This window comes from Fodinibius sp. GM21 (assembly GCF_058386955.1).
In genome coordinates, this window is record NZ_JBYEIQ010000003.1 from 670,649 (window position 1) to 693,837 (window position 23,189).

Annotated in this window: 27 protein-coding genes; 18 read left to right on the forward strand and 9 right to left on the reverse strand. The window is 42.0% G+C overall.

The window, feature by feature from the left end; all coding sequences use genetic code 11:
• Positions 1-106 precede the first annotated feature (106 nt).
• Positions 107-2,032, reverse strand: a complete 1,926-nt coding sequence (gene gyrB, locus ACT3IB_RS10175; protein WP_491538901.1) for a DNA topoisomerase (ATP-hydrolyzing) subunit B — start codon at positions 2,030-2,032, stop codon at positions 107-109.
• 286 nt (positions 2,033-2,318) lie between these two features.
• Between gyrB and rpmB the strand changes: the two genes are divergently transcribed.
• From rpmB to ACT3IB_RS10215, 8 genes are all read left to right on the forward strand, one after another.
• A complete protein-coding gene (gene rpmB / locus ACT3IB_RS10180; RefSeq protein ID WP_491538902.1) occupies positions 2,319-2,564 on the forward strand; it encodes a 50S ribosomal protein L28 in 246 nt (81 codons plus the stop codon).
• Positions 2,565-2,646: 82 nt separating this feature from the next.
• Entirely contained in the window at positions 2,647-2,811 is a 165-nt protein-coding gene (gene rpmG, locus ACT3IB_RS10185) for a 50S ribosomal protein L33 (protein WP_095607703.1), read from the forward strand.
• Positions 2,812-2,833: 22 nt separating this feature from the next.
• Positions 2,834-3,004 (forward strand): DUF4295 family protein, encoded by a 171-nt coding sequence (locus ACT3IB_RS10190; RefSeq protein WP_491538903.1) that lies wholly within the window; start codon positions 2,834-2,836, stop codon positions 3,002-3,004.
• Between the two features lie 101 nt (positions 3,005-3,105).
• A complete protein-coding gene (locus tag ACT3IB_RS10195; RefSeq protein WP_491538904.1) occupies positions 3,106-3,561 on the forward strand; it encodes a GatB/YqeY domain-containing protein in 456 nt (151 codons plus the stop codon).
• A 13-nt stretch (positions 3,562-3,574) separates the two neighbouring features.
• On the forward strand, positions 3,575-4,141 hold the full coding sequence (locus ACT3IB_RS10200) for a CvpA family protein (protein WP_491538905.1): 567 nt from the start codon (positions 3,575-3,577) through the stop codon (positions 4,139-4,141).
• Between the two features lie 6 nt (positions 4,142-4,147).
• On the forward strand, positions 4,148-5,362 hold the full coding sequence (gene tyrS / locus ACT3IB_RS10205) for a tyrosine--tRNA ligase (protein WP_491538906.1): 1,215 nt from the start codon (positions 4,148-4,150) through the stop codon (positions 5,360-5,362).
• A gap of 56 nt (positions 5,363-5,418) precedes the next feature.
• The gene (locus ACT3IB_RS10210; protein ID WP_491538907.1) at positions 5,419-6,186 is read left to right on the forward strand and encodes an exodeoxyribonuclease III; all 768 of its coding nucleotides are present in this window, start codon (positions 5,419-5,421) and stop codon (positions 6,184-6,186) included.
• Positions 6,187-6,258: 72 nt separating this feature from the next.
• Positions 6,259-6,705 (forward strand): MarR family winged helix-turn-helix transcriptional regulator, encoded by a 447-nt coding sequence (locus ACT3IB_RS10215; protein WP_491538908.1) that lies wholly within the window; start codon positions 6,259-6,261, stop codon positions 6,703-6,705.
• Positions 6,706-6,709: 4 nt separating this feature from the next.
• Here ACT3IB_RS10215 and ACT3IB_RS10220 read toward each other — a convergent pair whose 3' ends face one another.
• From ACT3IB_RS10220 to ACT3IB_RS10230, 3 genes are all read right to left on the reverse strand, one after another.
• Complete coding sequence (locus tag ACT3IB_RS10220; protein ID WP_491538909.1) at positions 6,710-7,936, reverse strand: FtsX-like permease family protein; 1,227 nt, start codon at positions 7,934-7,936, stop codon at positions 6,710-6,712.
• Positions 7,937-8,448: 512 nt separating this feature from the next.
• Entirely contained in the window at positions 8,449-9,324 is an 876-nt protein-coding gene (locus ACT3IB_RS10225; protein WP_491538910.1) for a mechanosensitive ion channel family protein, read from the reverse strand.
• A gap of 104 nt (positions 9,325-9,428) precedes the next feature.
• A complete protein-coding gene (locus tag ACT3IB_RS10230; RefSeq protein WP_491538911.1) occupies positions 9,429-10,793 on the reverse strand; it encodes an alkaline phosphatase D family protein in 1,365 nt (454 codons plus the stop codon).
• A gap of 148 nt (positions 10,794-10,941) precedes the next feature.
• Here ACT3IB_RS10230 and ACT3IB_RS10235 point away from each other — a divergent pair, with 148 nt between their 5' ends.
• Positions 10,942-11,502, forward strand: a complete 561-nt coding sequence (locus tag ACT3IB_RS10235) for an adenylate kinase (RefSeq protein ID WP_491538912.1) — start codon at positions 10,942-10,944, stop codon at positions 11,500-11,502.
• A gap of 192 nt (positions 11,503-11,694) precedes the next feature.
• Entirely contained in the window at positions 11,695-12,111 is a 417-nt protein-coding gene (locus tag ACT3IB_RS10240; protein WP_491538913.1) for a DUF6567 family protein, read from the forward strand.
• A gap of 13 nt (positions 12,112-12,124) precedes the next feature.
• On the opposite strand, the gene ACT3IB_RS10245 is transcribed toward ACT3IB_RS10240, so the two are convergent.
• Positions 12,125-13,015 carry a hypothetical protein gene (locus ACT3IB_RS10245; protein WP_491538914.1) on the reverse strand — a complete coding sequence of 297 codons (891 nt, stop codon included), beginning with the start codon at positions 13,013-13,015 and terminating at the stop codon, positions 12,125-12,127.
• Between the two features lie 130 nt (positions 13,016-13,145).
• Entirely contained in the window at positions 13,146-13,586 is a 441-nt protein-coding gene (gene dtd, locus ACT3IB_RS10250) for a D-aminoacyl-tRNA deacylase (protein WP_491538915.1), read from the reverse strand.
• A 457-nt stretch (positions 13,587-14,043) separates the two neighbouring features.
• On the opposite strand from dtd, the gene purM reads away from it, so the two are divergent.
• Positions 14,044-15,060, forward strand: a complete 1,017-nt coding sequence (purM, locus tag ACT3IB_RS10255) for a phosphoribosylformylglycinamidine cyclo-ligase (protein WP_491538916.1) — start codon at positions 14,044-14,046, stop codon at positions 15,058-15,060.
• A 21-nt stretch (positions 15,061-15,081) separates the two neighbouring features.
• On the opposite strand, the gene ACT3IB_RS10260 is transcribed toward purM, so the two are convergent.
• Complete coding sequence (locus tag ACT3IB_RS10260; protein WP_491538917.1) at positions 15,082-16,065, reverse strand: integron integrase; 984 nt, start codon at positions 16,063-16,065, stop codon at positions 15,082-15,084.
• Between the two features lie 254 nt (positions 16,066-16,319).
• Here ACT3IB_RS10260 and ACT3IB_RS10265 point away from each other — a divergent pair, with 254 nt between their 5' ends.
• The 4 genes from ACT3IB_RS10265 (at position 16,320) to ACT3IB_RS10280 (ending at position 19,347) form a co-directional block, all read left to right on the forward strand.
• On the forward strand, positions 16,320-16,589 hold the full coding sequence (locus ACT3IB_RS10265) for a hypothetical protein (protein WP_491538918.1): 270 nt from the start codon (positions 16,320-16,322) through the stop codon (positions 16,587-16,589).
• A 27-nt stretch (positions 16,590-16,616) separates the two neighbouring features.
• Positions 16,617-17,279 carry an HNH endonuclease gene (locus ACT3IB_RS10270; protein ID WP_491538919.1) on the forward strand — a complete coding sequence of 221 codons (663 nt, stop codon included), beginning with the start codon at positions 16,617-16,619 and terminating at the stop codon, positions 17,277-17,279.
• 286 nt (positions 17,280-17,565) lie between these two features.
• Positions 17,566-18,387 (forward strand): SDR family oxidoreductase, encoded by an 822-nt coding sequence (locus tag ACT3IB_RS10275; protein ID WP_491538920.1) that lies wholly within the window; start codon positions 17,566-17,568, stop codon positions 18,385-18,387.
• Positions 18,388-18,696: 309 nt separating this feature from the next.
• Positions 18,697-19,347, forward strand: a complete 651-nt coding sequence (locus ACT3IB_RS10280) for an NAD(P)-dependent oxidoreductase (protein ID WP_491538921.1) — start codon at positions 18,697-18,699, stop codon at positions 19,345-19,347.
• A gap of 147 nt (positions 19,348-19,494) precedes the next feature.
• On the opposite strand, the gene ACT3IB_RS10285 is transcribed toward ACT3IB_RS10280, so the two are convergent.
• A complete protein-coding gene (locus ACT3IB_RS10285; protein ID WP_491538922.1) occupies positions 19,495-19,842 on the reverse strand; it encodes a hypothetical protein in 348 nt (115 codons plus the stop codon).
• Positions 19,843-20,001: 159 nt separating this feature from the next.
• Entirely contained in the window at positions 20,002-20,538 is a 537-nt protein-coding gene (locus ACT3IB_RS10290) for a hypothetical protein (protein ID WP_491538923.1), read from the reverse strand.
• A 74-nt stretch (positions 20,539-20,612) separates the two neighbouring features.
• Between ACT3IB_RS10290 and ACT3IB_RS10295 the strand changes: the two genes are divergently transcribed.
• The 3 genes from ACT3IB_RS10295 (at position 20,613) to ACT3IB_RS10305 (ending at position 23,106) form a co-directional block, all read left to right on the forward strand.
• Complete coding sequence (locus ACT3IB_RS10295; RefSeq protein ID WP_491538924.1) at positions 20,613-20,846, forward strand: hypothetical protein; 234 nt, start codon at positions 20,613-20,615, stop codon at positions 20,844-20,846.
• 165 nt (positions 20,847-21,011) lie between these two features.
• Complete coding sequence (locus ACT3IB_RS10300) at positions 21,012-21,746, forward strand: hypothetical protein (RefSeq protein WP_491538925.1); 735 nt, start codon at positions 21,012-21,014, stop codon at positions 21,744-21,746.
• 628 nt (positions 21,747-22,374) lie between these two features.
• Positions 22,375-23,106, forward strand: coding sequence for a hypothetical protein (locus ACT3IB_RS10305; RefSeq protein WP_491538926.1), 732 nt, complete (start codon positions 22,375-22,377; stop codon positions 23,104-23,106).
• Positions 23,107-23,189: the final 83 nt, after the last annotated feature.

Consider the following 23,189-nt stretch of genomic DNA (forward strand, 5'->3'; position numbering starts at 1 on the left):
ATTTAGTACAGTGTTAAAATTAGATTCCTAAAAGTGGCTAAGGTTAAAGCGGCAAAGTGTAATCGTTCAATGCTGAACCTCAACACTTCGCACTCTATCACTTAGATTAAATATCGAGTGTTGCGTACTTGGCATTACGTTCAATGAACTCCCGCCGAGGCTGTACATCAGATCCCATCAATCGAGAAAACAGTTTATCAGCAGCAGCGGCATTATCTACCGTTACCTGCTGCAGGGTTCGTGTTTCGGGATCCATTGTTGTTTCCCAAAGCTGCTCGGGATTCATTTCCCCAAGCCCCTTATAGCGAGAAACATCAAATTTATAGCGAGATTTTCTGTGCTCTTTCACCAACTTTCGCCGGGTTTCTTCATCCCAGGCATAGTCAATATTGCCTTGGCTGTCTGTAATTTTGTAAAGCGGGGGCATTGCAATATATACATGACCGCCTTCCACAAGGGGTTTCATATATCGATAGAAAAACGTAAGCAACAAAGTTCGAATGTGGGAACCGTCCACATCGGCATCTGTCATAATAATTATCTTGTGGTACCGTAATTCTTCAAGATCGAAATCATCTTCAGAATGCCCCACTCCAGCTCCTAAAGCCGTAATCATGGCCTGAATTTCATTATTCTCCAGAATACGGTTGATCTTGGCCTTTTCCGTATTCAAGATCTTACCCCGAAGCGGCAATATCGCCTGGAAACTACGATTACGTCCCATCTTGGCAGATCCCCCGGCGGAATCACCCTCTACCAGGTAAATCTCACTTTGCTTGGGATCTTTTATTGAGCAATCGGCCAGTTTTCCGGGCAACCCGCCACCACTCATCGCGCTTTTGCGCTGAATAAGCTTTCGAGCTTTTTTTGCTGCCTGTCGGGCCTCAGCCGCGAGAATAACCTTCTCGAGAATCTTTTTTGCGATCTTGGGATTACGTTCCAGGTACTCATTCATCTGTTCATAAACAATAACCTCAACCGCACTTTGCACCTCAGAGTTACCCAGCTTTGTTTTCGTCTGTCCCTCAAATTGGGGCTCCGGAACCTTCACACTCAGTACAGCGGTCATTCCTTCACGAAAATCACTTCCCGAAACGCTAATATCGCTCTTAATAAGATTATTATCTTTTGCGTATTTCTTAAGCGAACGGGTAAGGGCTCGACGAAAACCGGAAATATGAGTTCCGCCTTCGCGCGTATTAATATTATTAACGTATGAGTGCACATTTTGAGAATAGCTGCCATTATATTGGATAGCCAGCTCAACGGGCACCATATCAACTTCACCTTCAATTAAAATCGGTTCTTCCATCATGGTTTCCCGATCCTCATCCAGATACTGAACAAAGTCCTTTACTCCACCTTCATAATGGAATGTTTCGGAGAGATCATCTTCACGCTTATCTTCCAGATTGATCGTAATCTGAGGATTCAAAAATGCTAACTCACGCATCCTTTCAGCGATAATATCCCACTTAAATTCCGTAGTCTGATTAAAAATCTCGGGATCAGGGGTAAACGTAATGGTGGTTCCCGTTTTGTCGGTCTTGCCTTTCACCTTCAATGGCTGAACGGTTGCCCCGTGCTCAAACTCCATCACATAAATTTCACCGTCGCGATGTATCTCCGCATAAAAGTGAGAGGAAAGTGCGTTTACACAACTAACACCAACACCGTGCAAACCACCGGATACCTTGTAGGTATTTTTATCAAATTTACCACCGGCGTGCAGCTTGGTTAGGACAACCTCAACGGCAGGCAATTTAATTTTGGGATGTTCGTCGACCGGTATCCCACGACCGTTATCAGTAATCGTAATGGAACCGTCTTCATTAATAGTAACATCCATCATATCGCAATGACCTTCCATGGCCTCATCAATGGAGTTGTCGACGACCTCATTTATAAGGTGATGAAGTCCGCGCTGACCGGTATCCCCGATGTACATCGCCGGACGTTTGCGAACGGCCTCCAAACCTTCTAAAACCTGAATATTTTCCGCCTTGTAATCTGATCCTTTAGTTTTCGCCATAAATATGGGTATGAATGGGGTTTAAAATAATGATGAAGACGCCTGAAAATAGGGCATAAATAAGCAAAATCAAAGAAAGCGATGGCATTTATTGACAAATGTCGAGATATGCTCGTAAATCAAATTTATCCCCTAATGGCAGTCTTCCAAAAGTTCCTGTTTTTGTTCCCCCAGAACGGCTTAATATGTGAAAAAAATATCTCTAAAAGAAACATTGATCTTTTTGGGGAATAAGCCTATTTTTCCAGTCTATCTGAGAAATGTAAAATAACGTTTTATTCGTATCATGGCACGTAAAGATGACATTACCGGAAAAGGAGCGCAGAATGGATATCGCTCATCAAATGCAAATAATAAGACGAAGCATAAGTTTCAGCAGAATCTGCAAAAGAAGAAGTTTTATATACCCGAAGAAGATCGGTGGGTTACACTGAAAGTTTCTGCCAAAACGCTTCGCACAATCAATAAGAAAGGCATCCATGCCGTGCTTAAAGAAGCAAGAAAAAAAGGAACTCTCATTAAAGACGTTTAAGTCAGTTAACAGTTAGATATTATTGGTTGTTGAATTCCATTCATCAAATAACAACTAACTGATAACCAGAAACTAAAGGATTATGGCAAAAGGAAACAGAGTACAAGTAATTTTAGAATGCACCGAAGCACCAGGGACTTCGCGGTATCATACTACAAAGAACCGGCGAAATTCTCCCGACCGACTGGAGTTGAAGAAGTACAACCCGGTTCTTCGCAAGCACACCGTTCACAAAGAAATTAAATAAGTAATACCTAAGTACCAGCATCATGGCTAAGAAGAAAACATTTGGAACCAAAGAAGAAGAGCAAAAGTCGGGCGACCGGCGTATGGCCAAAGTTATTGTAGCTCAGAAGACAGCTAACAATAAGTATGGTTACAAAGAAGCCATTATCGATGAAGAAAACGTGCAGGACTTTATCAACGAGAACAAAGACTAAGCATTTTTTCTTTATTTGATAAAAAAGGTTGCATCCGCACGCGTGGGTGGAGCCTTTTTTTATGATCTTATTAGACCCTCAACAATTTAAAATCGACTTTTATGGCTATCAAAGAACAAATCATGGCCGATCTCAAGCAGGCTATGAAGGATAAAGAACAGGATAAACTACGCGTGCTGCGGTCGTTAAAGTCGAAACTGCTGGAGCGTGAAATCAGTGAACGCAAGGGTGGTGAAGGCGAGCTCTCTGACGAGCAAACCATTGAAGTGCTCATGAAGGCGGCCAAACAGCGCAAGGAATCGATCGAGCAATTTGAAAAAGGTGATCGCAACGATCTGGCCGATGCTGAAAAGGAGGAGCTGGAGGTTATTAATTCTTATCTCCCAAAGATGCTTTCGGAGGAAGAAGTCCGTGATAAAGCTAAAGAGAAGATTAAGGAGCTTGGCGCCGAAGATATGTCCGACATGGGACAAGTTATGGGCGTTCTAATGCAAGAGCTAAAAGGAAAAGCCGAAGGATCTGTAGTCAGCAAAGTTGTTAAAGAGGAACTTTCTTAAACCCCCTGTTCTGATGAACCTGATTGATTTCCTAATCCTGATTCCTATTGCTTATTTCGCATACCGCGGATTTGCAAATGGAATCATCAAGGAAGTGCTCAGTATTGTCGGTATCATTTTAGGCGTTTTTCTCACCTTCCAATATATGGAACCGGTAAGTGCAGCAATTAGCCCACTCTTCGAAGAAGGCGCTTCTTTTATTCCCTTTATTTCGGCCATTATCATCTTTGTGGGCACGTTATCCCTTGTTCATCTTGCCGCCTTTTTAAGCAAAAAGTTTTTAGAAACCATTAAGCTGAATTTTATCAATCGCATCGCAGGTGCCGCATTCGGCTTTCTAAAAAGCGGCATCGTTATTAGTGCTATCCTGCTCATTCTGGCCGGATTCAGTTTTCCCTCCAAAGAAGCCCGACAAAATTCAGCTACTTATTCTTATGTTATCTATCTGGCACCATGGGCCTATGATACGGTTGCTGCCGTATATCCCGGCGCCGAGGATTTTACGACGACTATCCAGAAGACACTCGAGCAATATAACCCAATTGAAAATTTTCCCTTTTTAGAACAGAGCAATTCCTAACGATTTATGAATTTTTTACCTGTCGAAGAACAACTTGACGTAATTAGAAGAGGTACGGTTGAAATTGTACCTGAAGAAGAGCTTGTCGAAAAGCTCAAAAAATCAAACGATGAAAATAAACCCCTTAAGATAAAGCTTGGCTGCGATCCCACGCGTCCCGATCTTCACTTGGGCCATTCGGTCATCCTGCGAAAGCTGCGGCAGTTTCAGGATTTAGGGCACGAAGCGATTCTCATTATCGGTGATTTCACTGCCTTGATTGGTGACCCCACCGGACAAAATGAGACACGTCCCGCACTTTCTCCTGAAGAGATTAAAGAAAATGCCAAGACCTATCTCGATCAGGCAACAAAGATTTTAGATGAAGATAAAACTACCATCGTATATAATTCAGAGTGGTTGGGCAAAATGGACTTTGAGGATGTAATTAAGTTAACCTCAAAGCTGACCGTTGCCCGCATGATTGAGCGTGATGATTTCTCCAAGCGGTACGAAAATAATGAACCTATTTCATTGCACGAATTTTTGTACCCGTTGGCACAGGGACAGGATTCTGTACATCTGCACTCGGATGTAGAACTCGGCGGTACCGATCAGAAATTTAATTTACTCGTAGGCCGTGAACTGCAAAAAGACGATGGTCAGGAACCACAAATTGCCCTTATGATGCCACTCTTGGTCGGAACCGACGGGACCAAGAAAATGTCGAAATCATATGATAACTACATCGGCATTACCGAAGATGCCAATGATATGTACGGTAAGGTATTGTCTATTCCTGATGATCTTATTTATTCCTGGTTTGAATTGCTCTCGGATATTGATGTGAATGAGCTGCCCAAATACAAAGAGAAAGCGGAAAAGGATCCGCGCAACACCAAGCACGAATTAGCCCTGACCATCACACGCATGTACCATGGAGAAGAAGCCGCCAACGCTGCCCGGGAACACTTTGAAAAAACAGTTGTCGGCGATGAGATACCCGATGATGCTCCTACCCTGGAATACGAATCCGGAACGGAAGTTCGTCTTTTGGATATTGTTTCGGATGCGGGCTTTACGGACAGTAACGGACAAACAAAGCGACTGATAAAGCAGGGCGGTATATCTATAGATGATGAGAAGGTATCCGACAAAGGTTATAGTGTAATGTTCGAGGATGATACCGAGTTTACGTTGAAGGTAGGCAAGCGGAATTATGCGATTGTGAAGGCGAAGTAATTGATTTAGATATCATAAATACTGTTAACCTAAAATTAAATAATTACCTTTCTCCGATGCTCAAAATATCATCCTTAAACGTCAATGGCATTCGAGCGGCACATCGCCACGGCTTTACGGATTGGATTGACCAAACCGATCCCGATATAATTTGCCTGCAGGAGCTTCGGGCCATGGAGCACCAAGTCCCGGGGCCGGTACAGAAGCTGGATTATCATGAAGCCTATCATACCGCAGAAAAGAAAGGCTATTCGGGCGTGGGCATTTTATCAAAGCAGGAACCCATCCGCATCAAAAAAGGAATAGGCGTAGACTGGATTGACAGTGAGGGCCGCGTGATGATGGCCGAGTTTGATAACTTGTATGTCTTTTCCATTTATGCGCCCAGCGGAACCACCGGCGACGAACGACAAGATCTAAAGATGGAATTTCTCGACTACTTCCTCCCCTATGCCCAGAAATTTCTCTCTAAAGAGAAGCCGATCGTAATGTGCGGTGATTACAACATTTGTCACAAACCAATCGACATTCATAATCCCAAAAGAAATAAAAACACCTCCGGATTTTTACCCGAAGAGCGCGAATGGGTTACCCGGCTGCTGCAAACCGGCTTTGAGGATGTGTACCGAAGCCTGCATAAAGACGAAGAAGACCTATACAGCTGGTGGAGCTATCGTGCGGCATCCAAGGAGCGAAACAAAGGCTGGCGCATTGACTACCACATGAGCTGCCCCCAAATGTTGAGTGCCGCCCAAGAAGCCACGATTGAAATGGAATGGGATTTATCGGACCACGCCCCCGTGACAATTACTTACGAGCTTTAGTAGCTTTCCCAGCGTCATTATCATATATTTTACCCTGCGCAATTTAATATTCAATAATTCAGGTTAGAAGTAATGGGCACACATTACCAAGGCAGCGAAAGAGAGGAAAAGACGCTAAACGCATTTATAAAACTGATGCGTGCCACCGATTCCCTAAACAATAGATTGAACCGGCAGCTCAGCGATGTAGGCTTAACTATTAGTCAGTTTGGAGTGTTGGAAGCACTGCTGCATTTGGGTCCGCTAAATCAAAAAGCGCTGGGAGAAAAACTTCTTAAAAGCGGAGGTAACATTACCCTTGTAATCGACAACCTAGAAAAAAGCGGATGGGTAGAACGGCACCAAGACCCCGAAGATCGGCGATCAATGCTGATACATCTTACCGATGAGGGAGAAGAATTTATATCCAATTACTTTCCTAAACATCTGGAACGAATAAAAAAGGAGTTTGATGTGCTTTCCGATAAAGAACTCGAACAGCTTGGTAATATCTGCAAAAAATTAGGACTACAGGAGTAACTCCTTAATCGTACCTGATCGCATCAGCCGGTTCAACCTGCGCAGCTCTTTTTGCCGGATACCAGCTGGCCAACAGACAAAGCACCAAGCTTCCCGCCAATACGATACTAACATCCACATAACTAATACTCACCGGATAGGCATCGATTATAAAGGCCGAAGAAAGCTTTATGAGACCGTACTGTTGCTGCATCCAGCTAAGCAGCAATCCTATCCCCCCGCCAATAACACAACCGATTATGCCGATGTAAAATCCCTGCCTGACAAAAATATTTTTGATATCCGACGGTGTAAAACCCATCGTTAGCAGAATGCCGATATCCCGGTTTTTCTGAATAACAATCATTGTGAGTGATCCAATAATATTAAGGACCGCCACCAATACGATGATCATTAAAATAACATAGGAACTCCATTTTTCGAGGTACATCACATCATAGAGCGGTTTCTGCAAATCATACCAGGTAGATATCTTATACTCCGATCCCATTGAAGCCTGCAGTTTCTCTTTCACAGATTCTGCCTCATCGGTATCGGCTATTCGTAAATCTATGCCCGAAACCCTATTCCGCATTTCAAACAAGCGCTGTGCCGCTTCTTTATCAATAAACACTCCGGGACTTTCGGTAATTTGAAGCTGCGAATAGCTGCCTCGAACTTGAAAGCGAAAACTGCGAGGAAGTGAAAACTGGGTCAGTGATTTTCGCATTCCCGCAGCGCTCAGCAAGACCACTTCATCATCAATTCTTAGATTTAGCTCATTCATCACCTGTCGGTTAACCAGCATCCCCGGCCTTTGATTGCGAACAGATAAATCCAGCGAACCCTCATTAATACTTTCATTAAAATTATTCACCTCAAAATATTCATCCGGATCAATTCCCTGCACCTGCACCACTTTGTCATCACTGTGCTCAAATGCCAGCAGCGCCTTCCCGTCTACATACGACGCCATCGCCCGGACTTCCGGAATATCAGACAGCTTCTGCTCCATATCTCCCGTAAAAAGAAAGGAATTAGAAGCCGTCGACTCTATGCGCAGATCGGGATCGTTCTGAAGAAGCAATCCCTGGATCACATCAAAAAAACCATTAAACACCGAAAGCACGACAATAAGAAGCGCGGTGCCAATAGTCACCCCGATAATACTAATGATGGTAAGCGTGGAGATCAGCGAGATATGTTTGCGCGAAAATAAATAACGTCTGGCTACAAATCCGGTTGTTTTCATACAGCAGAAAATAACGATAATACATAAAGATTACACCTCACAAAATTGGCCATCTAATTTAAATTCATATTTTATTACCTAACGATACTCACAATTTTTAATTCATTACTTTCTTCAGATCTAATCAAAACCGTGGATTGGGCATGATCACGGTTTTTGTTCTGCTTTTTATTGGGATTTCATTCTATGCTGAAGCCAGCGTTTTGGCGGATCAGACCAAGCCAAAGGCATTGATGGGGTAGCTATTCGAAGCCCCCCTGCCTGCAAAACTTACAGCATAGAAATATCGGCCCCCTTTCGTGGTGGACGTTCGGTAGCTGTTACCAGTCATCCCAATCAACCAAACACTTATTATACCGGCTTTACGGGGGCTGACTCTACAAAACCACCGATGGTGGAAAGAACAGGGTGAACATTTCAGACGGTGATTGTAAGACGGGTTCTGCAAGTGCCCTGTCTGCGGCCCCATCTAATAGCAATGTCATATACGCGGGGATGGGGAGACCTGCATCCTACTCATCTCCAATCGGCAACTTTACCGAGCTGCGCATATGCAAATCGCGCTGGGGAAATGGAATGACGATACTGTACTGGCGGAAGGTTCGTACAATCGCCTGATTAAGTTCATTACGAATCTTGGGGTAGTCTTTAACATTGGGGATCCAGGAACGCAGCTGCATATTCCAGGAAGAATCTCCAAACTCTATCAGGTGCACTTCGGGCTCTGGGTTTTTCATCACGCTGCTATTATTAACGGCTACCTCTTTGAGCGCTTTTAATACCGTATCCAAATCGGAGCCATAGGAAACGCCCACATTGACATCCAGCCGATACGTAGGATCGCCGTGCGAATAATTGATCACATCTTTGGATACGAACTCTGAGTTCGGGACCACAATGGAAATATTATTAACGGTCCGCACCATCGTTGAGCGAATATTTATTTCAATAACATCGCCCTCGATATCGTTTACAACCACGCGGTCGCCCACGCTTATGGGCCGCTCAAAAAGAATGATGAGCCCCGATATAAAATTTGAGGTCACATTCTGCAACCCAAAACCAATACCCACAGAAAGGAGTCCAAATATTACCGTAAGGCTGCTCAAGTTAATCCCTACAAAGTTGAAGGAGATAAGCACCCCAATTGTGATGATAATATATTGCGTGATTCGGGAAAGGGTATAGCTCGTACCTTCATCAACATTGAACCGCTTAAATATTCTACGGTTTATCGCTCTACGGGCAAAGATCCCTGCAAGAATAAAAAAGGTGAGAAGCAGGAAAAATATTAGAATGGAAGCCATTGTTACGGGAACATCACTAACGGTAAACAGCTGAATATTTAATACTTCTCGGATGTAACTAAAAATTTCTTCCCAACTCATAGTGTTAAATAATTTATTGACGGATATAAATAGGGAGTCTGTCAATGACTAACAGACTCCCTAATTAATATAGAACGAAAAATGATTAATAAGCAGCGTATCCACTATTTATTTGTGAGATCCTTTTCGTGAATGGTATAATCCCATAACTTTTCCCCATCCGAGCCATAGGTTTCAAGAATCAACCGGCGATTTTTTTCCTTTCCTTTAACACGCATCATCCCAAAATTTTGATCTTCATAAACCAACGTTCCGTCCACACGTTGGGGATTATCATATTCTTCGGATTCATCCAAATTTCCATAGGTCCCGCTGCTCAATGGTGAAGACGTAAACTCATAAATGGGATATGAATCCTCGCGATCCGTTTTTAACAGCTCGGTGAAATGACGATCCCCCGAAAGGAACAAAACACCCGGAACGTCATGGGTATCCAAAAAATCCATAAGCTGCTCATACTCCTCACCATAGGCCACCAGCGACTCATGCCGGTTCATCTTGTTGGTCACCTGATTCCCGACCACGATAACCTTAAACGTAGCATTACTGTTTACCAAGCTATCCATCAGCCACTGCAGCTGTGCTTCGCCGAAAAAATCCTTGTCCTCTTTATTAAGGCGATTCGGCGCCCGGTGGTACCGGTCGTCCATCAGAAAGAATTCGACATCACTGTATTTATATTTAGTGAATACGCCATCCGTTTCGGCAATACCATATCCGGGATTTACCCAATAGCGCTTAAAAATGTTCAGGGCTTCCTGACGCATGCGGTATGAGCGATCAGAGTTATTGGGACCATAATCGTGATCATCCCAGGTTGCCAAATTAATCGCCTTGGCCAGCAGCGGCTGCATTTCCGGAGTATTACGCGCATCCTGATAGCGATAATCCAAACGTTTCTTGGAGTAAAAGTCAGGTTCGCGGTAATAAACATTATCCCCCAGCCAGAGCATCATATCCGGATCTTGTTTGTGGATATGCGTTAATATACCTGTCCCCTTTCCATAGGGCGTGCCCGGACGATCATACTCAGCATCATTTATAAAAAGACACGATCCCATAGCTACAGAAAAATCCGGGGCCGGCTTGCGCCACTGCCACAGCTGCTGGGTCGTGAACTCCGTTTTGTACGGTAAATCCGCCTTTTCTCCGTCAATGGTTAGCTCATATTGGTAGGTCGTCCCGTGATCCAGATCTGTGAGCTTAATTTGTGCCGTATTGGACGCCAGCGCTAACGTAGAACTGCTGAACACCTGTTTTGTAGCCTTCTTCTTGCCCTTTTCCCAGTAGGTCAACTCGAATTGAGCCGGTTGTGTCGTTTGTATCCACAGATTTGCTTCCTGCATTTCTACGTAGCCCAGCATGGGGCCGGCTTCTAACCGGGCTTGCTGTTGTGCCTCTGCCGAATGAGCTACGAAAAGCAGCAGAACTATTACCATTGATCGTAAAAACGTGGGTGAATTACTCATACCTCTATATTGGTTTGTGATTAATAAGCCTGTCCAAATGTAAAACAGTCCGTACGCTATTAACTTTCGTTTTACCGTTGAATATACTTGATGATTGCACTATTTTCATCATCACTTAATTCGGAAGCATTTAACTTAATGAAAAACTATGCGCATCATTATTTTCGGCCCTCCCGGCGCCGGCAAGGGTACACAAGCTAAACTCATCAGTGAAGAATACGGAATCCCCCACCTTTCTACCGGCGAAATTTTTCGATCAGCTATAAAAAATGAAACTCCGCTTGGTAAAGAAGTAAAAGCCATTCTGGATGCCGGAGACCTGGTACCGGATGAAAAAGTGGTAGGCCTTGTAGAAGAGGAGCTGAAGGACGAAAAATACAGTGACGGCTATATTTTGGATGGGTTCCCCCGCACTGTTCCCCAAGCCGAAGCCTTTGATACCATTTTGGATAAAAAAGGTAAAACCCTGGATGCCTTTCTACAGCTGGAAGTTCCCCAACACGAACTTGTAGATCGCATATTGACCCGCGGTGAGGGACGTTCGGATGATACTCCTGAAAAAGTTAAAAATCGCTTGGCTGTATATCGCCAGGAAACAGAGCCTGTGCTTAACTATTATAAAGAACAGGATGTAGTTGAAACCATTGACGGCGTCGGCTCAATTGAAAAAATATTCGGAAGAATTAAGGATACGCTGGACAGCAAATAATTGGTTCTAACTATATGAGTGCTTTAAAAATCCCCTTTTAGCAGATAAGAGAGGATTTTTTAAAGTTCATTCAATTTATTAAAGTCAGGGAAAAACCTATACGCACGATAGCGTTTTTCCTGCATTCCTTCCTTTACAAGGTGAATAACTTCATCACCGATAGAACTTATTCATCTTTAAAAAACACTTATCATGAAGAATACGATATTCGGGATTGCTATACTGGGCGCATTATTTCTTTCGGGATGTACAACCTCCGGTGCATTTCTTTCAGCGAATCAAACCCAGGTAAACCTGGAGCGAGCCAACTACAATATTACCGCAACGAATGTATCAGGATATTCTGAGTCGGCTTATGTTTTGGGCTTTAGCTATTCCACCGGATTTACCACTAGTACTTTTGCCGCCGGACGCGTGGAAGGCACCGGCATGCTCTACAAAGAGGCGCTGGAAGATCTGTGGATTAACTATGAACAAGATAACGGTACCATCGACGGCAAGCGCCTTGCCCTTACCAATGTCCGCTATGATACGGACATCCTAAACTTGTTTATCTATACCAAAGTAATGGTAGGCGTACGCGCCGATGTTATCGAATTTACTGACTAAACAGTTAATTATTTTAAAAGGCCTCCAGAATAGCGGGAGTTACGTCGCTAATACGTTTTGCGGCGGTAAATTTTTGCGCCTTGGGACCGAATACAAAAAGCGGAACGGCATTGAGCGTATGCGTTTTAACGGATAGATCTTCCACATTGCCATGGTCGCTAGACAGCACTATGGTAGTGTCTCCTGTCTTATTTAGAATTAGGTGCCACAAAAATCGGTCATAGGTATTTAAAAATCCCGCTGCCCGATCCAGTTTCTGGCTGTGCCCGGCTTTATCGGTCAAATAATATTCATGCAGCAACAGATCATAACGCTCGGATTGCTCCAACAAACGATCTGCGGCATGCTCCGGGGAAATTTCAGGGACATCAATATCAAGCTGCTCTCTCCACGCCTTTTGTGTTAACTCAGCAGTTAACGCTTTTCCTTCCTTTACTTCACGGGTAGTATTCAGTGTAATATCCGCACTTTTCGTCATGAGAGTAGTACAGCTCCAGCGATTTCGCCTTCGCGCCTTTCTAAAAAAAATATCCGGATAGGCATTCATAAATGTGCAGGACCTGCCCTGCTGTTTCGCTTTAATAAACAGACTCTGTTCTTTTAAAAAGGTCTTTATCCCTGAGTGCGGAAAAGGACCAAAGTGCTTGCCAATCTCTTTGGGTGCATTTTTTCCCGTAAATAGGGCCGTCTGTCCCGTACCACTCTGTGGCAATCCCTCGACCCCCAGCCGGGCATCGATATACTTAAACAGGTGGTTAGTTTCGGTTTGCTCCGATGCCTTTTCAGTAAACTCTTGATCCCCGGCCATAGCAGAAAATCCCCGGTAGGTAGCGTGTGTAAAGGGATTTGTATGATCGGCTTTTCCAAGACCTACCCCATCTATAAATAGAAATATAACGGACATGACTATTACGCTGTTAAAAGACTCATGTCATGCTGAATTTATTTCAGCATCTACTAATTAATTCGTTTACAGATCCTGAACCAAGTTCAGGATGACACTAAATTATATAACAATTTATAATATATAGACCCTACCGCTCCATGACTAGTGTTACGGGACCATTATTATGAAGTTGGACGTCCATATAAGCACCAAAACGGCCGCTTTCAATATTGAGATCGGAATATTGTTTAAAATAATCGATCATATCTTCATGCAGCTTCTCAGCTTTATCCGGACCCGCCGCCTCAAAATAACTGGGACGGTTTCCCTGCTCATAATCCCCATACAACGTAAACTGTGGAATTACCAAGATTTGTCCTCCCACATCCTGAACCGAAAGATTCATTTTTCCCTCGTCATCATCGAAGACACGAAGTTTTAATATTTTTTCGGCCAGCCACTGCATTTGCTCTTCGGTGTCATCTTCATGCACTCCCACCAGCAGCATAAGTCCATGACCAATGGCCCCGACTCGCTCATTTTGTACTGAAACACTCGCTTCCGATACCCGCTGAAGCACTACTTTCATATCTAAGCCTGTTAATAACTGTGTGGATAAGTATGTGTATAACTTCTTCTTAAAATAGACCAACCAAAACCAACAAAATTTCTCCACAGCTTTCAACAACAGAATATTATTTTCCACAAGTTATACAGTGTACATTTCGTGTAGATAACATTTTTTGCTTGACACTCATTATTCTGTGAATTGTTAATAACTCAAAATAAATTACCCTAACTACTTGTTTTTACTATGATTGTTATCCACAAAATAATCCACATTGCCGATTTCAACTTTTAAATATTGTGTGTTAAAAAGTTATCCACTTATCCACAGTAACTACTATGTACTACAAATATTATTTATTTAATGTTATTTATGTTTTCCGGTGGATAATGTGGAGAAATATTTCTTAAAAACGAGATTCAAGTTGGCTATATTCATATCAGTTTGAAAAGCGAACTCTAATTCTCAGCTAACCGTAATGAGTAAAAAGAAAGTTACCTACAAAGATGCCGGTGTTGATATCGAAGCCGGAGAAGAGATGGTCGAATCCATAAAAGGCCTCGTAAAAGAAACCCACAGCGACGCGGTATTACACAATATCGGGGGATTTGGAGGATTTTTTCGTCCCGACCTAAGCAGATATGAGGATCCCGTTTTTGTGAGTAGTGTAGACGGGGTGGGAACCAAGCTGATTGTCGCTTTCAAATCCGAAAAATATGATACCGTAGGTCAAGACCTGGTCAATCACTGCATCAATGATATTGCTGTTTGCGGAGCAGACCCTCTTTTCTTCCTGGATTATTTTTCGACCGGGAAACTTGAGCAGGACGTAGGATACCAAGTGGTGAAAGGATTTTCCAAAGCCTGCAAAGAAAATGGGGTAGCTTTAATAGGCGGGGAGACCGCAGAAATGCCGGATATTTACAGCGAGGGAGAATTTGATCTGGCGGGAACCATTGTAGGCATGGTTGATCGCACAAAAGTAATCGACGGTTCGGATATTGAAAAAGGTAACGTGTTATTGGGATTTCCCAGTACCGGTCTGCATACTAACGGCTACTCGCTGGCACGAAAAGTGCTGTTTTCGGAATACGAAGTAACTGATCATGTGGACGAGCTGGGAACCACTGTAGGGGATGCCCTGCTTTCGGTACACAAGTCATATCTTCCGATTATTCGAAAATTACGGGATCAGGAAGGCGTGAATGGCTTTTCGCATATTACCGGAGGTGGTATAATTGGCAACACAAAGCGTGTAGTACCAGATAAACTAACTATTCAGTTAGATTGGGAGGCATGGAAACGCCCCGCTATTTTTGAGCTTATTCAGGAGCTGGGTAACGTGCCCGAAGATGACATGCGGGCGACCTTTAACTTGGGGATCGGGCTCATAGCCATTGTGGATGCCGATGTCGCCGACCAATTAACAAAAGCAGCTGCCGAGCTGGATGAGGACGTCATCGAGATGGGGAGAATTACAGGCCCTAAAGGTTGAAAGTTGAATATTGAAGGTGTTTCAGTGTAGCGAATCAACTGGACTCTTTACCCCCTTTCCGCCTTTTTTAAGAACATGGGTATAAATCATCGTCGTATTTAGATTTTTGTGTCCCAATAATTCCTGGACCGTTCTGATATCATATCCATCCTGCAGCAGATGGGTCGCAAAGGAGTGGCGAAAAGTATGGCTGCTCACTTTTTTAAGAATACTGGTTTGACGAAGGGCCTCTTTTATTGCTTTGTGCAAATATGATGAGGATTTGTGATATCGTTGAATTAGTCCCGAACGGGGATCTTTTGCCCGTTTGGTTGAGGGAAACAGGTACTGCCATCCAAACGATTTATTGAGTTGGGGATATTTTTTAGAAAGAGCCTTGGGCAGCACCACTTTACCGTATCCCTTCTTCAGGTCTTTTTGGTGAATCAGCTTCACTTTTTTGATCTGTTCTTTCAGCTTCTGTTTGCAAGAGAGGGGTAATACCGTTGTACGATCCTTTTTGCCTTTTCCGTTGCGCACCCAAATCTGATTGTATTCAAAATCAATGTCCTTAATTCTAAGCCTCAGGCATTCCGACTGACGAAGACCGCTGCCATAAAGTAGTTTAACCATCAGTTGGGAATCACCGTCAAGTTTTGAAATGATTTTGTTGGCCTCGTTCGGAGATAAAACCACAGGCAGGTGTTGTGATTCTTTTGCGCGCTGCAGATTATCGAAGGAGCCCAGTGGCATATCGAGTACTTTTTTATACAAAAAGACTATAGCACACAGCGCCTGGTTTTGTGTTGATGCTGCAACATTTCTTTCGTTGGCCAGCCAATTTAAAAAATCGACGACCTCGTCCTCACTCAACTCCGTGGGGTGCGTAAGATCATTAAATTTCACAAACCGCACGATCCACCTTACGTACGATTGCTCTGTACGATAACTATAGTTTCTCCTTCTAATGGTTTCTCTCACTTTTTTTAACAACCGACTCTTACCCATATTCAGTTCTCCCCACATTTATATTTATAGGTAAGACCTCAGACTGGTAACATCCTTACAGATAAAATATATTATGTGTACATGTTATGTGTATTGGATGGGAAAAACGTATACACATAATACGTTGAATAACCACCTTGGAACTATTTGTTGGAGCATTTGCAATATTATGTGTACCCGCTATATTGATAAATTCATATGTATAAGCTTAGGTTAGGCGTAATTCTTTCAACTATATTGGCATTTATATTCAATTAAATGATAAGTAATCTATGATTGACAAAATTATTAACTCAAAGTTTTTTTGGCCTGCAATTTGGGGACTTTCATTTTTGGTATCATTTTTCTATCAAAAAAACTTCTTTGGAGCACTGGGTAGTACTGTTGGTTTTGTCGGTTTTCCTTTTATTTCTATTTACCTTTATGTATGGTTAAATGGTATTAAAGAAGAAAAAGAGTCTGAAAAAAGCCGATTCAGGAGGCTTTTCTTATATTCTTGGGGGATACTAACAATAGGAGTAGTATATGGTTGGACCCTCTAAAATAAAACTGATGTAAAGCCAAATAAAGTGGCACGAAATATTAAAGATAAGTTTAGAAACTTTGTGAAATGGGCTCAGAAAGGCCATTGTTTATTATGTCCTTATCCATTCAGGCTTGATCTTCATCATATAATATCGGTTGATGATGGAGGTCCTGACCATTATTTCAATTTGGTAGCACTTTGTCCTAATCATCATTATTTGGTTGAAAATATAAAACGTAAGATCACACCAAAAAGTAAATCTATAGATAATGATTGGATGAAAAAGGGGCTAGTAGCCATAGATTTCAGAGATAAATTAGATAAAGAAGCCCAAAAAACTTTAGACATACTTTCAAAACCTCACAAATTTTCCAATGTGCAAATTACAAATGAGGACATTGATATAATTGAATATCTTGCGCATGAAATAAAAAATGAAGATGCAAAATTACTTAATGAAATTAATAGGATACGACCTCGAATTTTCCTTTGTCCTCCTTGGCGATCTACATTAAAAAAGAATGTTAAAAATACTATATATAGTTTAGATCAATTTGATAAAAAGGAATTACAGCGCAAGATTGACGAGCAAGCCAAACAAAAATTGGAACAAGTTGGATATGAAATTTACGCAGAAGTTATAACAAAACACCTTAAAAATATAAGTATACCTTTTGTAGCATTTCCTTCACAAATCAAGGAATAAATTACGCCTAACCCGCGCATTAACTCGGACGCACCTCGCCAATCCTTTGCTACTCTTGGTCTTGAGGTTCCTCTTTCGTTAGTTGCTAATTCAACATTAATTCGTGCGCCGGTTATGCGCCATGTCGTTATACCGCTCATCTATTTACTTCAGACGGAATTAAATTTAAGTAAGGTTATGATCACCAATGCAACAAATGATTTTCAAAAGAATCCAACTTTCATTTTAATTTTATAATCTAGCCTGTTTTTTAATTAAAAAAATAACATAAAACCAAAAACCAACAATGAGTAAGACTGTTTTAATTACCGGTTCAAGTAGCGGCATAGGCAAGGCGACGGCAAAGCTTTTTCAATCGAAGGGGTGGAACGTAGCGGCCACGATGCGTTCTCCGGAAAAGGAAAACGAGCTCACCAAGCTCGAAAACATGTTTGTTGCCCGGCTGGACGTACTGGACCTTGAATCTATAGAGAGTGCGGTCCAAAACACCATAGAGAAATTTGGAAAAATAGATGTGCTAATTAATAATGCCGGGTATGGCATAAGTGGTCCTCTGGAGGCATTTCCCCACGAAAATATAGTCAAGCACTTTCATACGAATGTCATTGGCTTGCTGGATGTCACAAAGGCAATTATCCCGCATTTTAGAAAAAATCATTCGGGTACTATTGTCAATATTTCATCTACTGCGGGGAAAGTCACTTATCCATTTATTTCTCTTTATAATGGTTCTAAATTTGCTGTTGAGGGAATATCTGAGTCACTCTCATTTGAAATGGCGGCTATTGGGGTGAAGGTAAAAATTGTTGAACCAGGCCAAACAGACACTGATTTCCAAGGCCGCTCAATGGATGTTCAACACAATGAGGATTTAACATCATACCAACAAGCGATCGCTCGACAGCGGGAAGTGTCAAAAAAATCATTTGATCCAGAAAAAATATCTTCGCCGGCAGATGTGGCTGATGTTATTTATGATGCAGCTACTGATAATTCTAATCAACTGCGATATCAAGCTGGGCAAGATGCAGTCGAACAAATTGAATACAGAGCCCAGACCGATGACGAGACATACATTGAACGTAAGAAAAAGGAATTAGATCTATGATGAGTGTATTAGGAAAAATGATCTATATTTATATTTCTTTGGTTATTCAACCGACCAATTTTACTCTATGCTTTCCACTTTCCAATAGTGAGTAACTCTTATTAAGAAGGCGATAAAGCGGTATAACACGCGCATTAAATGGGACGTGCCTCGCTCTCCTACGCTTCAAAACCCAAGCTTCGGTGAGCAGGCCTGTGGCGGTTTCGATTTGTTCAGTTTCCGAAGTACATTTTAAAGCAGGTTCGTAGCTCTTTTGCACGCCCCTTATGCGCAAGGTCGTTATAGGGCTTAACCTATTAAAAAACAGTTATGAAACTACTCGTGCTTGGCGCTTCTGGTGGCTGTGGTACATGGATCTGTAAACTAGCCGTGAAACGCGGCCACCATGTTCGTGCTCTTGTTCGTCCTGATACTAATTGTGACCTTCCACCCGAAGTTGAAATCATTCAAGGAGATGTACTAAATAAGACTACCCTCGAGACTGCACTTGCAAACAGGGATGGTGTCCTATCAGCTCTCGGAATAAAACGTAAGTCTCCGAAAAACCCGTGGTCGCCATTAGTTTCACCGCCAAACCTTACCACTCAGGTTTCAGAACATCTGGTCGAATTGATGTCACACGCAAAGATCCAGCGAATTATAGCCATAAGTGCAGCAGGTGTTGGTGATAGTATAAATCGGGTAAATCCCATCATTCGGTGGATGATCAAACACAGCAATATGGCTCTATCATACAGTGATTTAGAGGGTATGGAAAGTGTGCTCAAGGAAAGTTCTTTGGAGTGGATGGCAGTACGCCCAACCACTTTGATAAATGATGCTCCCACCAGACAAATACAAAAAGTTGACTATTATGGTCTTTTTGACAAAATCTCGCGTGTAGACGTCGCAAGTTGGATGCTTGATGCCATTGAGTCACCAAATTCAATATCACAACGCACTCCAATGATCGCTTCCTAAAATTCGAAACGCCCTATAACCCGCGCATTAACGCGGACAGGCCTCGCCATTGCCTTGCCCACTTCCCTTTTATTAGTTAACCTTTCATTTATAATTAATTCGACATTCAGGCGCCTGCCGGTTATGCGCAAGGTCGTTAGGTGTAATTTATTCTTGCCGCTGTTCTTCGAGTATTGTATTAATGTCAGCCAAAAGTTTTTTGCCCTTTTCAGTAAGCCAACTGCATCTTGCCGTTGTTCCATGTTCCGCAAAGCCTTTGTCATTTGCCCAATACACAAAAAACATATATGGCATATCTTCGTAGGGCTGGAAGTCGCTATTATCCAATAGCTCAAGTTTTTCTTTTACCCAAAGCATCACTTCATCAGAGTTGCCACAGCCACAAAAACCCAAATATTCTGTCTGCAAGTATCCGGCTTTGCTTCCGTGTGCAATTCCATTTTCATCCTCAAATGGCACCTCGTCAATCCCCGTTTCTTTCAGTTTCTCTATCATAATTCCGTGTTTTAAATTACACCTAACCAGCGCTATCAGCGGATGTAACTCGCCATTAGCCGCCAGTATTCTAATTTCAGTTAAATTATTAGATTATAGCTTTTCATAGTCTAATGCAGTTGATTACACAGCTGTAGCGCGCCTCCGTTAGGTTGCGCGTTACCATTGTGTCCATACGAAAGTTCTAAACCCTCTCTTGCTTAACTCCTCACCTACTCGTGCCTGTAATTCGCTACAATCGGGGTTTGCTTCTTCAATTAGCACGCGGTAATACTCATTTCCGTGGTGGTCAATACATTTTTCAGCATTTACGCAGCCCAAATCACCCCAATTAATTGCACCACTAATGTCTGCCTTTTCCTCCTGTAGCTCCGCACAAACTTTGTCTGTTTCTTGGCGCAACCTAACCAGCGTATTAAGCGGACTTACCTCGCCGTGGGCTTCGGACGTCCGCTCGCTTGCATATTCCATCATAGCTTCTACCATCCATTTAGGCGGTTTAGACATCTCATCCTCTCCATTACGCTCCCAAACAAATGTTTCAGGTATATGTTTTTCTGCTATTTCTTCGGCATATTCACGCTCTACCAAATCAGATAACCGCTGCTCGCTTTTGCTCGTATCTCTATCAACCGTATCAACATATCCGCTCTTACCACCTACGTGCATGTCGTTGCTTGTTTTTTCGTTTTCCATAATAGTCTCTGTTTAGGTTAATAATCGTTATGTAAGCCGCTTATACGCATCACCGTTATACTGCCACCTTATTTATGAAAGACGAATTAGCTAATAGGATTAGAATCTTCTTGGAAAGTCATGGCATTGATCCTCTATACTTTACTACAGTTGTCGTCCTGCTGATTATGATTAGCTATCGTGAAGATATAAAGAACTGGGATAAGCAAAAGGGTTGGCAAAAAGGTATCATTATCTCTTCTGCTTACGGAGCTGCAGTCTTAGTCATTATTAGTATTCTTCGATTAATCGGAGTCATAAACTTTTAAATATATAATGGCAGTATAACCAGCGCTTCAAGGGGACGCGCCTCGCCAGGACTTGCCAGTTTCTGGCTTTTTAACTCTCCGTTCATTATTTAACAGATCAACATTCATTCGCGCGCACCTTAAGCGCAAGGTCGTTATATTTCTTCATTTAACTAATTCAAAATTATGAGAGTCATTCATCAATGGAGTAAATTCTTCACAATATTTATCACCCTATTGTTTCTATCTTTTGCTTCTGCAAATGCTCAGGTGACGTTAGAAACAGGATTATCAATTGGTTTTAACAGGCATACCTTTACCGTTGATAACAGTAATGGAATACTTCAACCAGGATTAGGATTAGCTTCGACGTATGGACTTCCAATTATTTTAAGAAAGAATAATTGGGAACTACATACCGGTATTTTTGCCAATGACTTATCACAATCCTATTATTTTAACACATCCAGTAATAATTCTTTTGGCCAAAGATCTTTTTCAAGTGGTTTAGAAACCTACAAGATTCCTATTCATTTTGGTCGGAATGTAAAATGGACTGAAAAAGTCAGCCTATCACCACAAATAGGTTTTGCTTGGCTTACAAGTCGCCGAACTGGTTATTTGGGAAGTGTCAAAGGAAGTTATATCACTTCGTCAGAACGAATTGATTACACGGCTGAAAACAGTTCGGTAAGTAAAAACAAGTTTTTTGCCGAAGCAGGTCTGGATGCCAATATTGCTTTGTATAGGAAAATAGATTTAACTATTGGTGCTCAGTACTCCTTAGGTTTACAAAAAATCGAAAGAATGGATGTTTCATATCAAATAAATCAAGGTAAGACTTACACTGGAACAGTTTATTCGAGGGGTTCGGGTTGGAAATTCAATATTGGCATCAAATTTCCTTTAGCTGCATGGTAATACGAAATCACAGAAATATAACCAGCGCATTAAGCGGACACGCCTCGCCAAAACTTGCCAGGTTCTGGCTTTTTAGCTCATCGTTCATTATTTATTAACTCAACATTTCATCGCGTGCAGCTTATGCGCAATGTCGTTATACTGCGCGTCGGCCAACTACAGCTTGTCTAAAATTTTTGGCCTAAATTTCTGCTTCTTTTTGGGCTAATAACAGCTTCAATTTTCCAGCCTTTTTTGTGGTTTGCTTCTCCAGAATTACCAATCTGCACCAGTGCCTTTTTCAGATTTCGCTTCCCTGCCCTCGTGGTAAATCTTGCATTCCTGCTTTTTTCAAAAAAGTCTCCGGTGCTCCTGCCTTTTTCGAAGAGCCTATCGTTCAGTATGTCGCGGCCTCCGCGTTAAAATTCAATCTCAGCAGCTTTTGGTTTTCCTGCTTCTTTCATGAAAAAGCTGTTTTGTACTTTTTCAGTCCCAGTATAACCCGCGCATTAAGTCGGACGCACCTCGCCAATTCTTTGCCAACTTTTGGCTTTTTAGCTTCTCGTTCATTATTTAACAAAACAACAAATTTTCGTGCGCACCTTATGCGCAAGGTCGTTAGGCGTACCTATTCAATAAATATCAAATAATGAAAATACTACTTACACTCTTTTGTCTTTCTCTTCCCTTAATTGGATTTTCACAGGATATGCCACCAACGTATCCTTCTCATTATTTTACCTTTACAGAAACGGATTCCAGTTCCTATCCAGAAATTTATCCCGATCAAAGATTTAGAGATATAATTGCTAAACAATATCAAAATACTCACAGACTAGCCGAGCAAATTGAAGTTTATGGTTTAAAAAACCAACAAATTGATTTTCTACATCGGCTCAAGAACAATAAAAGGAAATGGTCATTGGAATTAACGAATGGAGAAGAAATTACATTTGGGCCCAATCCTAGCTCTTATATCGTCGATTATAATTTCGAGTATTATTACCCCTCAATTGAAATGATAGTGTTCCGAGCACAATGGGGAGAAGGAAACAATTATTTAGTAGTATCCCGAAAAAGCGGAAATAAGACATCCATGTATGGGCCTCCTGTTTTTTCACCATCCGAAAAATTTGCTGTTTCATACAATGGTTCAGAATTCGCCAGCTATAATAAAAACGGAATTCAACTTTTTAGATTAACAGAAGAAGGTTTAAAAAAGCTTATTGAATATGAAACCGACTTAGCACCTTCTAGAATTAAATGGGAGGATGATAATTCATTTTATTTGGAAATGTACGATGCCAAATTAGTTGAAAAGAAAGGGATGGTAAGGACCTATCAACACTATTCAACAAAAATCAAGAAAACTAAGTACTAATGAGCTACGCCTAACCCGCCTTTAGATTACTCCTACCCAAAAATGACGTACATTGGCGGTATATCCGCCACTGGATCCCCGCC

What these genes read in the sequence shown, in the direction of transcription:
- gyrB (WP_491538901.1), bottom strand. Translation starts at nt 2,032, where the DNA reads ATGGCGAAAACTAAAGGATCAGATTACAAGGCGGAAAATATTCAGGTT.
- rpmB (WP_491538902.1), top strand. Translation starts at nt 2,319, where the DNA reads ATGGCACGTAAAGATGACATTACCGGAAAAGGAGCGCAGAATGGATAT.
- rpmG (WP_095607703.1), top strand. Translation starts at nt 2,647, where the DNA reads ATGGCAAAAGGAAACAGAGTACAAGTAATTTTAGAATGCACCGAAGCA.
- ACT3IB_RS10190 (WP_491538903.1), top strand. Translation starts at nt 2,834, where the DNA reads ATGGCTAAGAAGAAAACATTTGGAACCAAAGAAGAAGAGCAAAAGTCG.
- ACT3IB_RS10195 (WP_491538904.1), top strand. Translation starts at nt 3,106, where the DNA reads ATGGCTATCAAAGAACAAATCATGGCCGATCTCAAGCAGGCTATGAAG.
- ACT3IB_RS10200 (WP_491538905.1), top strand. Translation starts at nt 3,575, where the DNA reads ATGAACCTGATTGATTTCCTAATCCTGATTCCTATTGCTTATTTCGCA.
- tyrS (WP_491538906.1), top strand. Translation starts at nt 4,148, where the DNA reads ATGAATTTTTTACCTGTCGAAGAACAACTTGACGTAATTAGAAGAGGT.
- ACT3IB_RS10210 (WP_491538907.1), top strand. Translation starts at nt 5,419, where the DNA reads ATGCTCAAAATATCATCCTTAAACGTCAATGGCATTCGAGCGGCACAT.
- ACT3IB_RS10215 (WP_491538908.1), top strand. Translation starts at nt 6,259, where the DNA reads ATGGGCACACATTACCAAGGCAGCGAAAGAGAGGAAAAGACGCTAAAC.
- ACT3IB_RS10220 (WP_491538909.1), bottom strand. Translation starts at nt 7,936, where the DNA reads ATGAAAACAACCGGATTTGTAGCCAGACGTTATTTATTTTCGCGCAAA.
- ACT3IB_RS10225 (WP_491538910.1), bottom strand. Translation starts at nt 9,324, where the DNA reads ATGAGTTGGGAAGAAATTTTTAGTTACATCCGAGAAGTATTAAATATT.
- ACT3IB_RS10230 (WP_491538911.1), bottom strand. Translation starts at nt 10,793, where the DNA reads ATGAGTAATTCACCCACGTTTTTACGATCAATGGTAATAGTTCTGCTG.
- ACT3IB_RS10235 (WP_491538912.1), top strand. Translation starts at nt 10,942, where the DNA reads ATGCGCATCATTATTTTCGGCCCTCCCGGCGCCGGCAAGGGTACACAA.
- ACT3IB_RS10240 (WP_491538913.1), top strand. Translation starts at nt 11,695, where the DNA reads ATGAAGAATACGATATTCGGGATTGCTATACTGGGCGCATTATTTCTT.
- ACT3IB_RS10245 (WP_491538914.1), bottom strand. Translation starts at nt 13,015, where the DNA reads ATGTCCGTTATATTTCTATTTATAGATGGGGTAGGTCTTGGAAAAGCC.
- dtd (WP_491538915.1), bottom strand. Translation starts at nt 13,586, where the DNA reads ATGAAAGTAGTGCTTCAGCGGGTATCGGAAGCGAGTGTTTCAGTACAA.
- purM (WP_491538916.1), top strand. Translation starts at nt 14,044, where the DNA reads ATGAGTAAAAAGAAAGTTACCTACAAAGATGCCGGTGTTGATATCGAA.
- ACT3IB_RS10260 (WP_491538917.1), bottom strand. Translation starts at nt 16,065, where the DNA reads ATGTGGGGAGAACTGAATATGGGTAAGAGTCGGTTGTTAAAAAAAGTG.
- ACT3IB_RS10265 (WP_491538918.1), top strand. Translation starts at nt 16,320, where the DNA reads ATGATTGACAAAATTATTAACTCAAAGTTTTTTTGGCCTGCAATTTGG.
- ACT3IB_RS10275 (WP_491538920.1), top strand. Translation starts at nt 17,566, where the DNA reads ATGAGTAAGACTGTTTTAATTACCGGTTCAAGTAGCGGCATAGGCAAG.
- ACT3IB_RS10280 (WP_491538921.1), top strand. Translation starts at nt 18,697, where the DNA reads ATGAAACTACTCGTGCTTGGCGCTTCTGGTGGCTGTGGTACATGGATC.
- ACT3IB_RS10285 (WP_491538922.1), bottom strand. Translation starts at nt 19,842, where the DNA reads ATGATAGAGAAACTGAAAGAAACGGGGATTGACGAGGTGCCATTTGAG.
- ACT3IB_RS10290 (WP_491538923.1), bottom strand. Translation starts at nt 20,538, where the DNA reads ATGGAAAACGAAAAAACAAGCAACGACATGCACGTAGGTGGTAAGAGC.
- ACT3IB_RS10295 (WP_491538924.1), top strand. Translation starts at nt 20,613, where the DNA reads ATGAAAGACGAATTAGCTAATAGGATTAGAATCTTCTTGGAAAGTCAT.
- ACT3IB_RS10300 (WP_491538925.1), top strand. Translation starts at nt 21,012, where the DNA reads ATGAGAGTCATTCATCAATGGAGTAAATTCTTCACAATATTTATCACC.
- ACT3IB_RS10305 (WP_491538926.1), top strand. Translation starts at nt 22,375, where the DNA reads ATGAAAATACTACTTACACTCTTTTGTCTTTCTCTTCCCTTAATTGGA.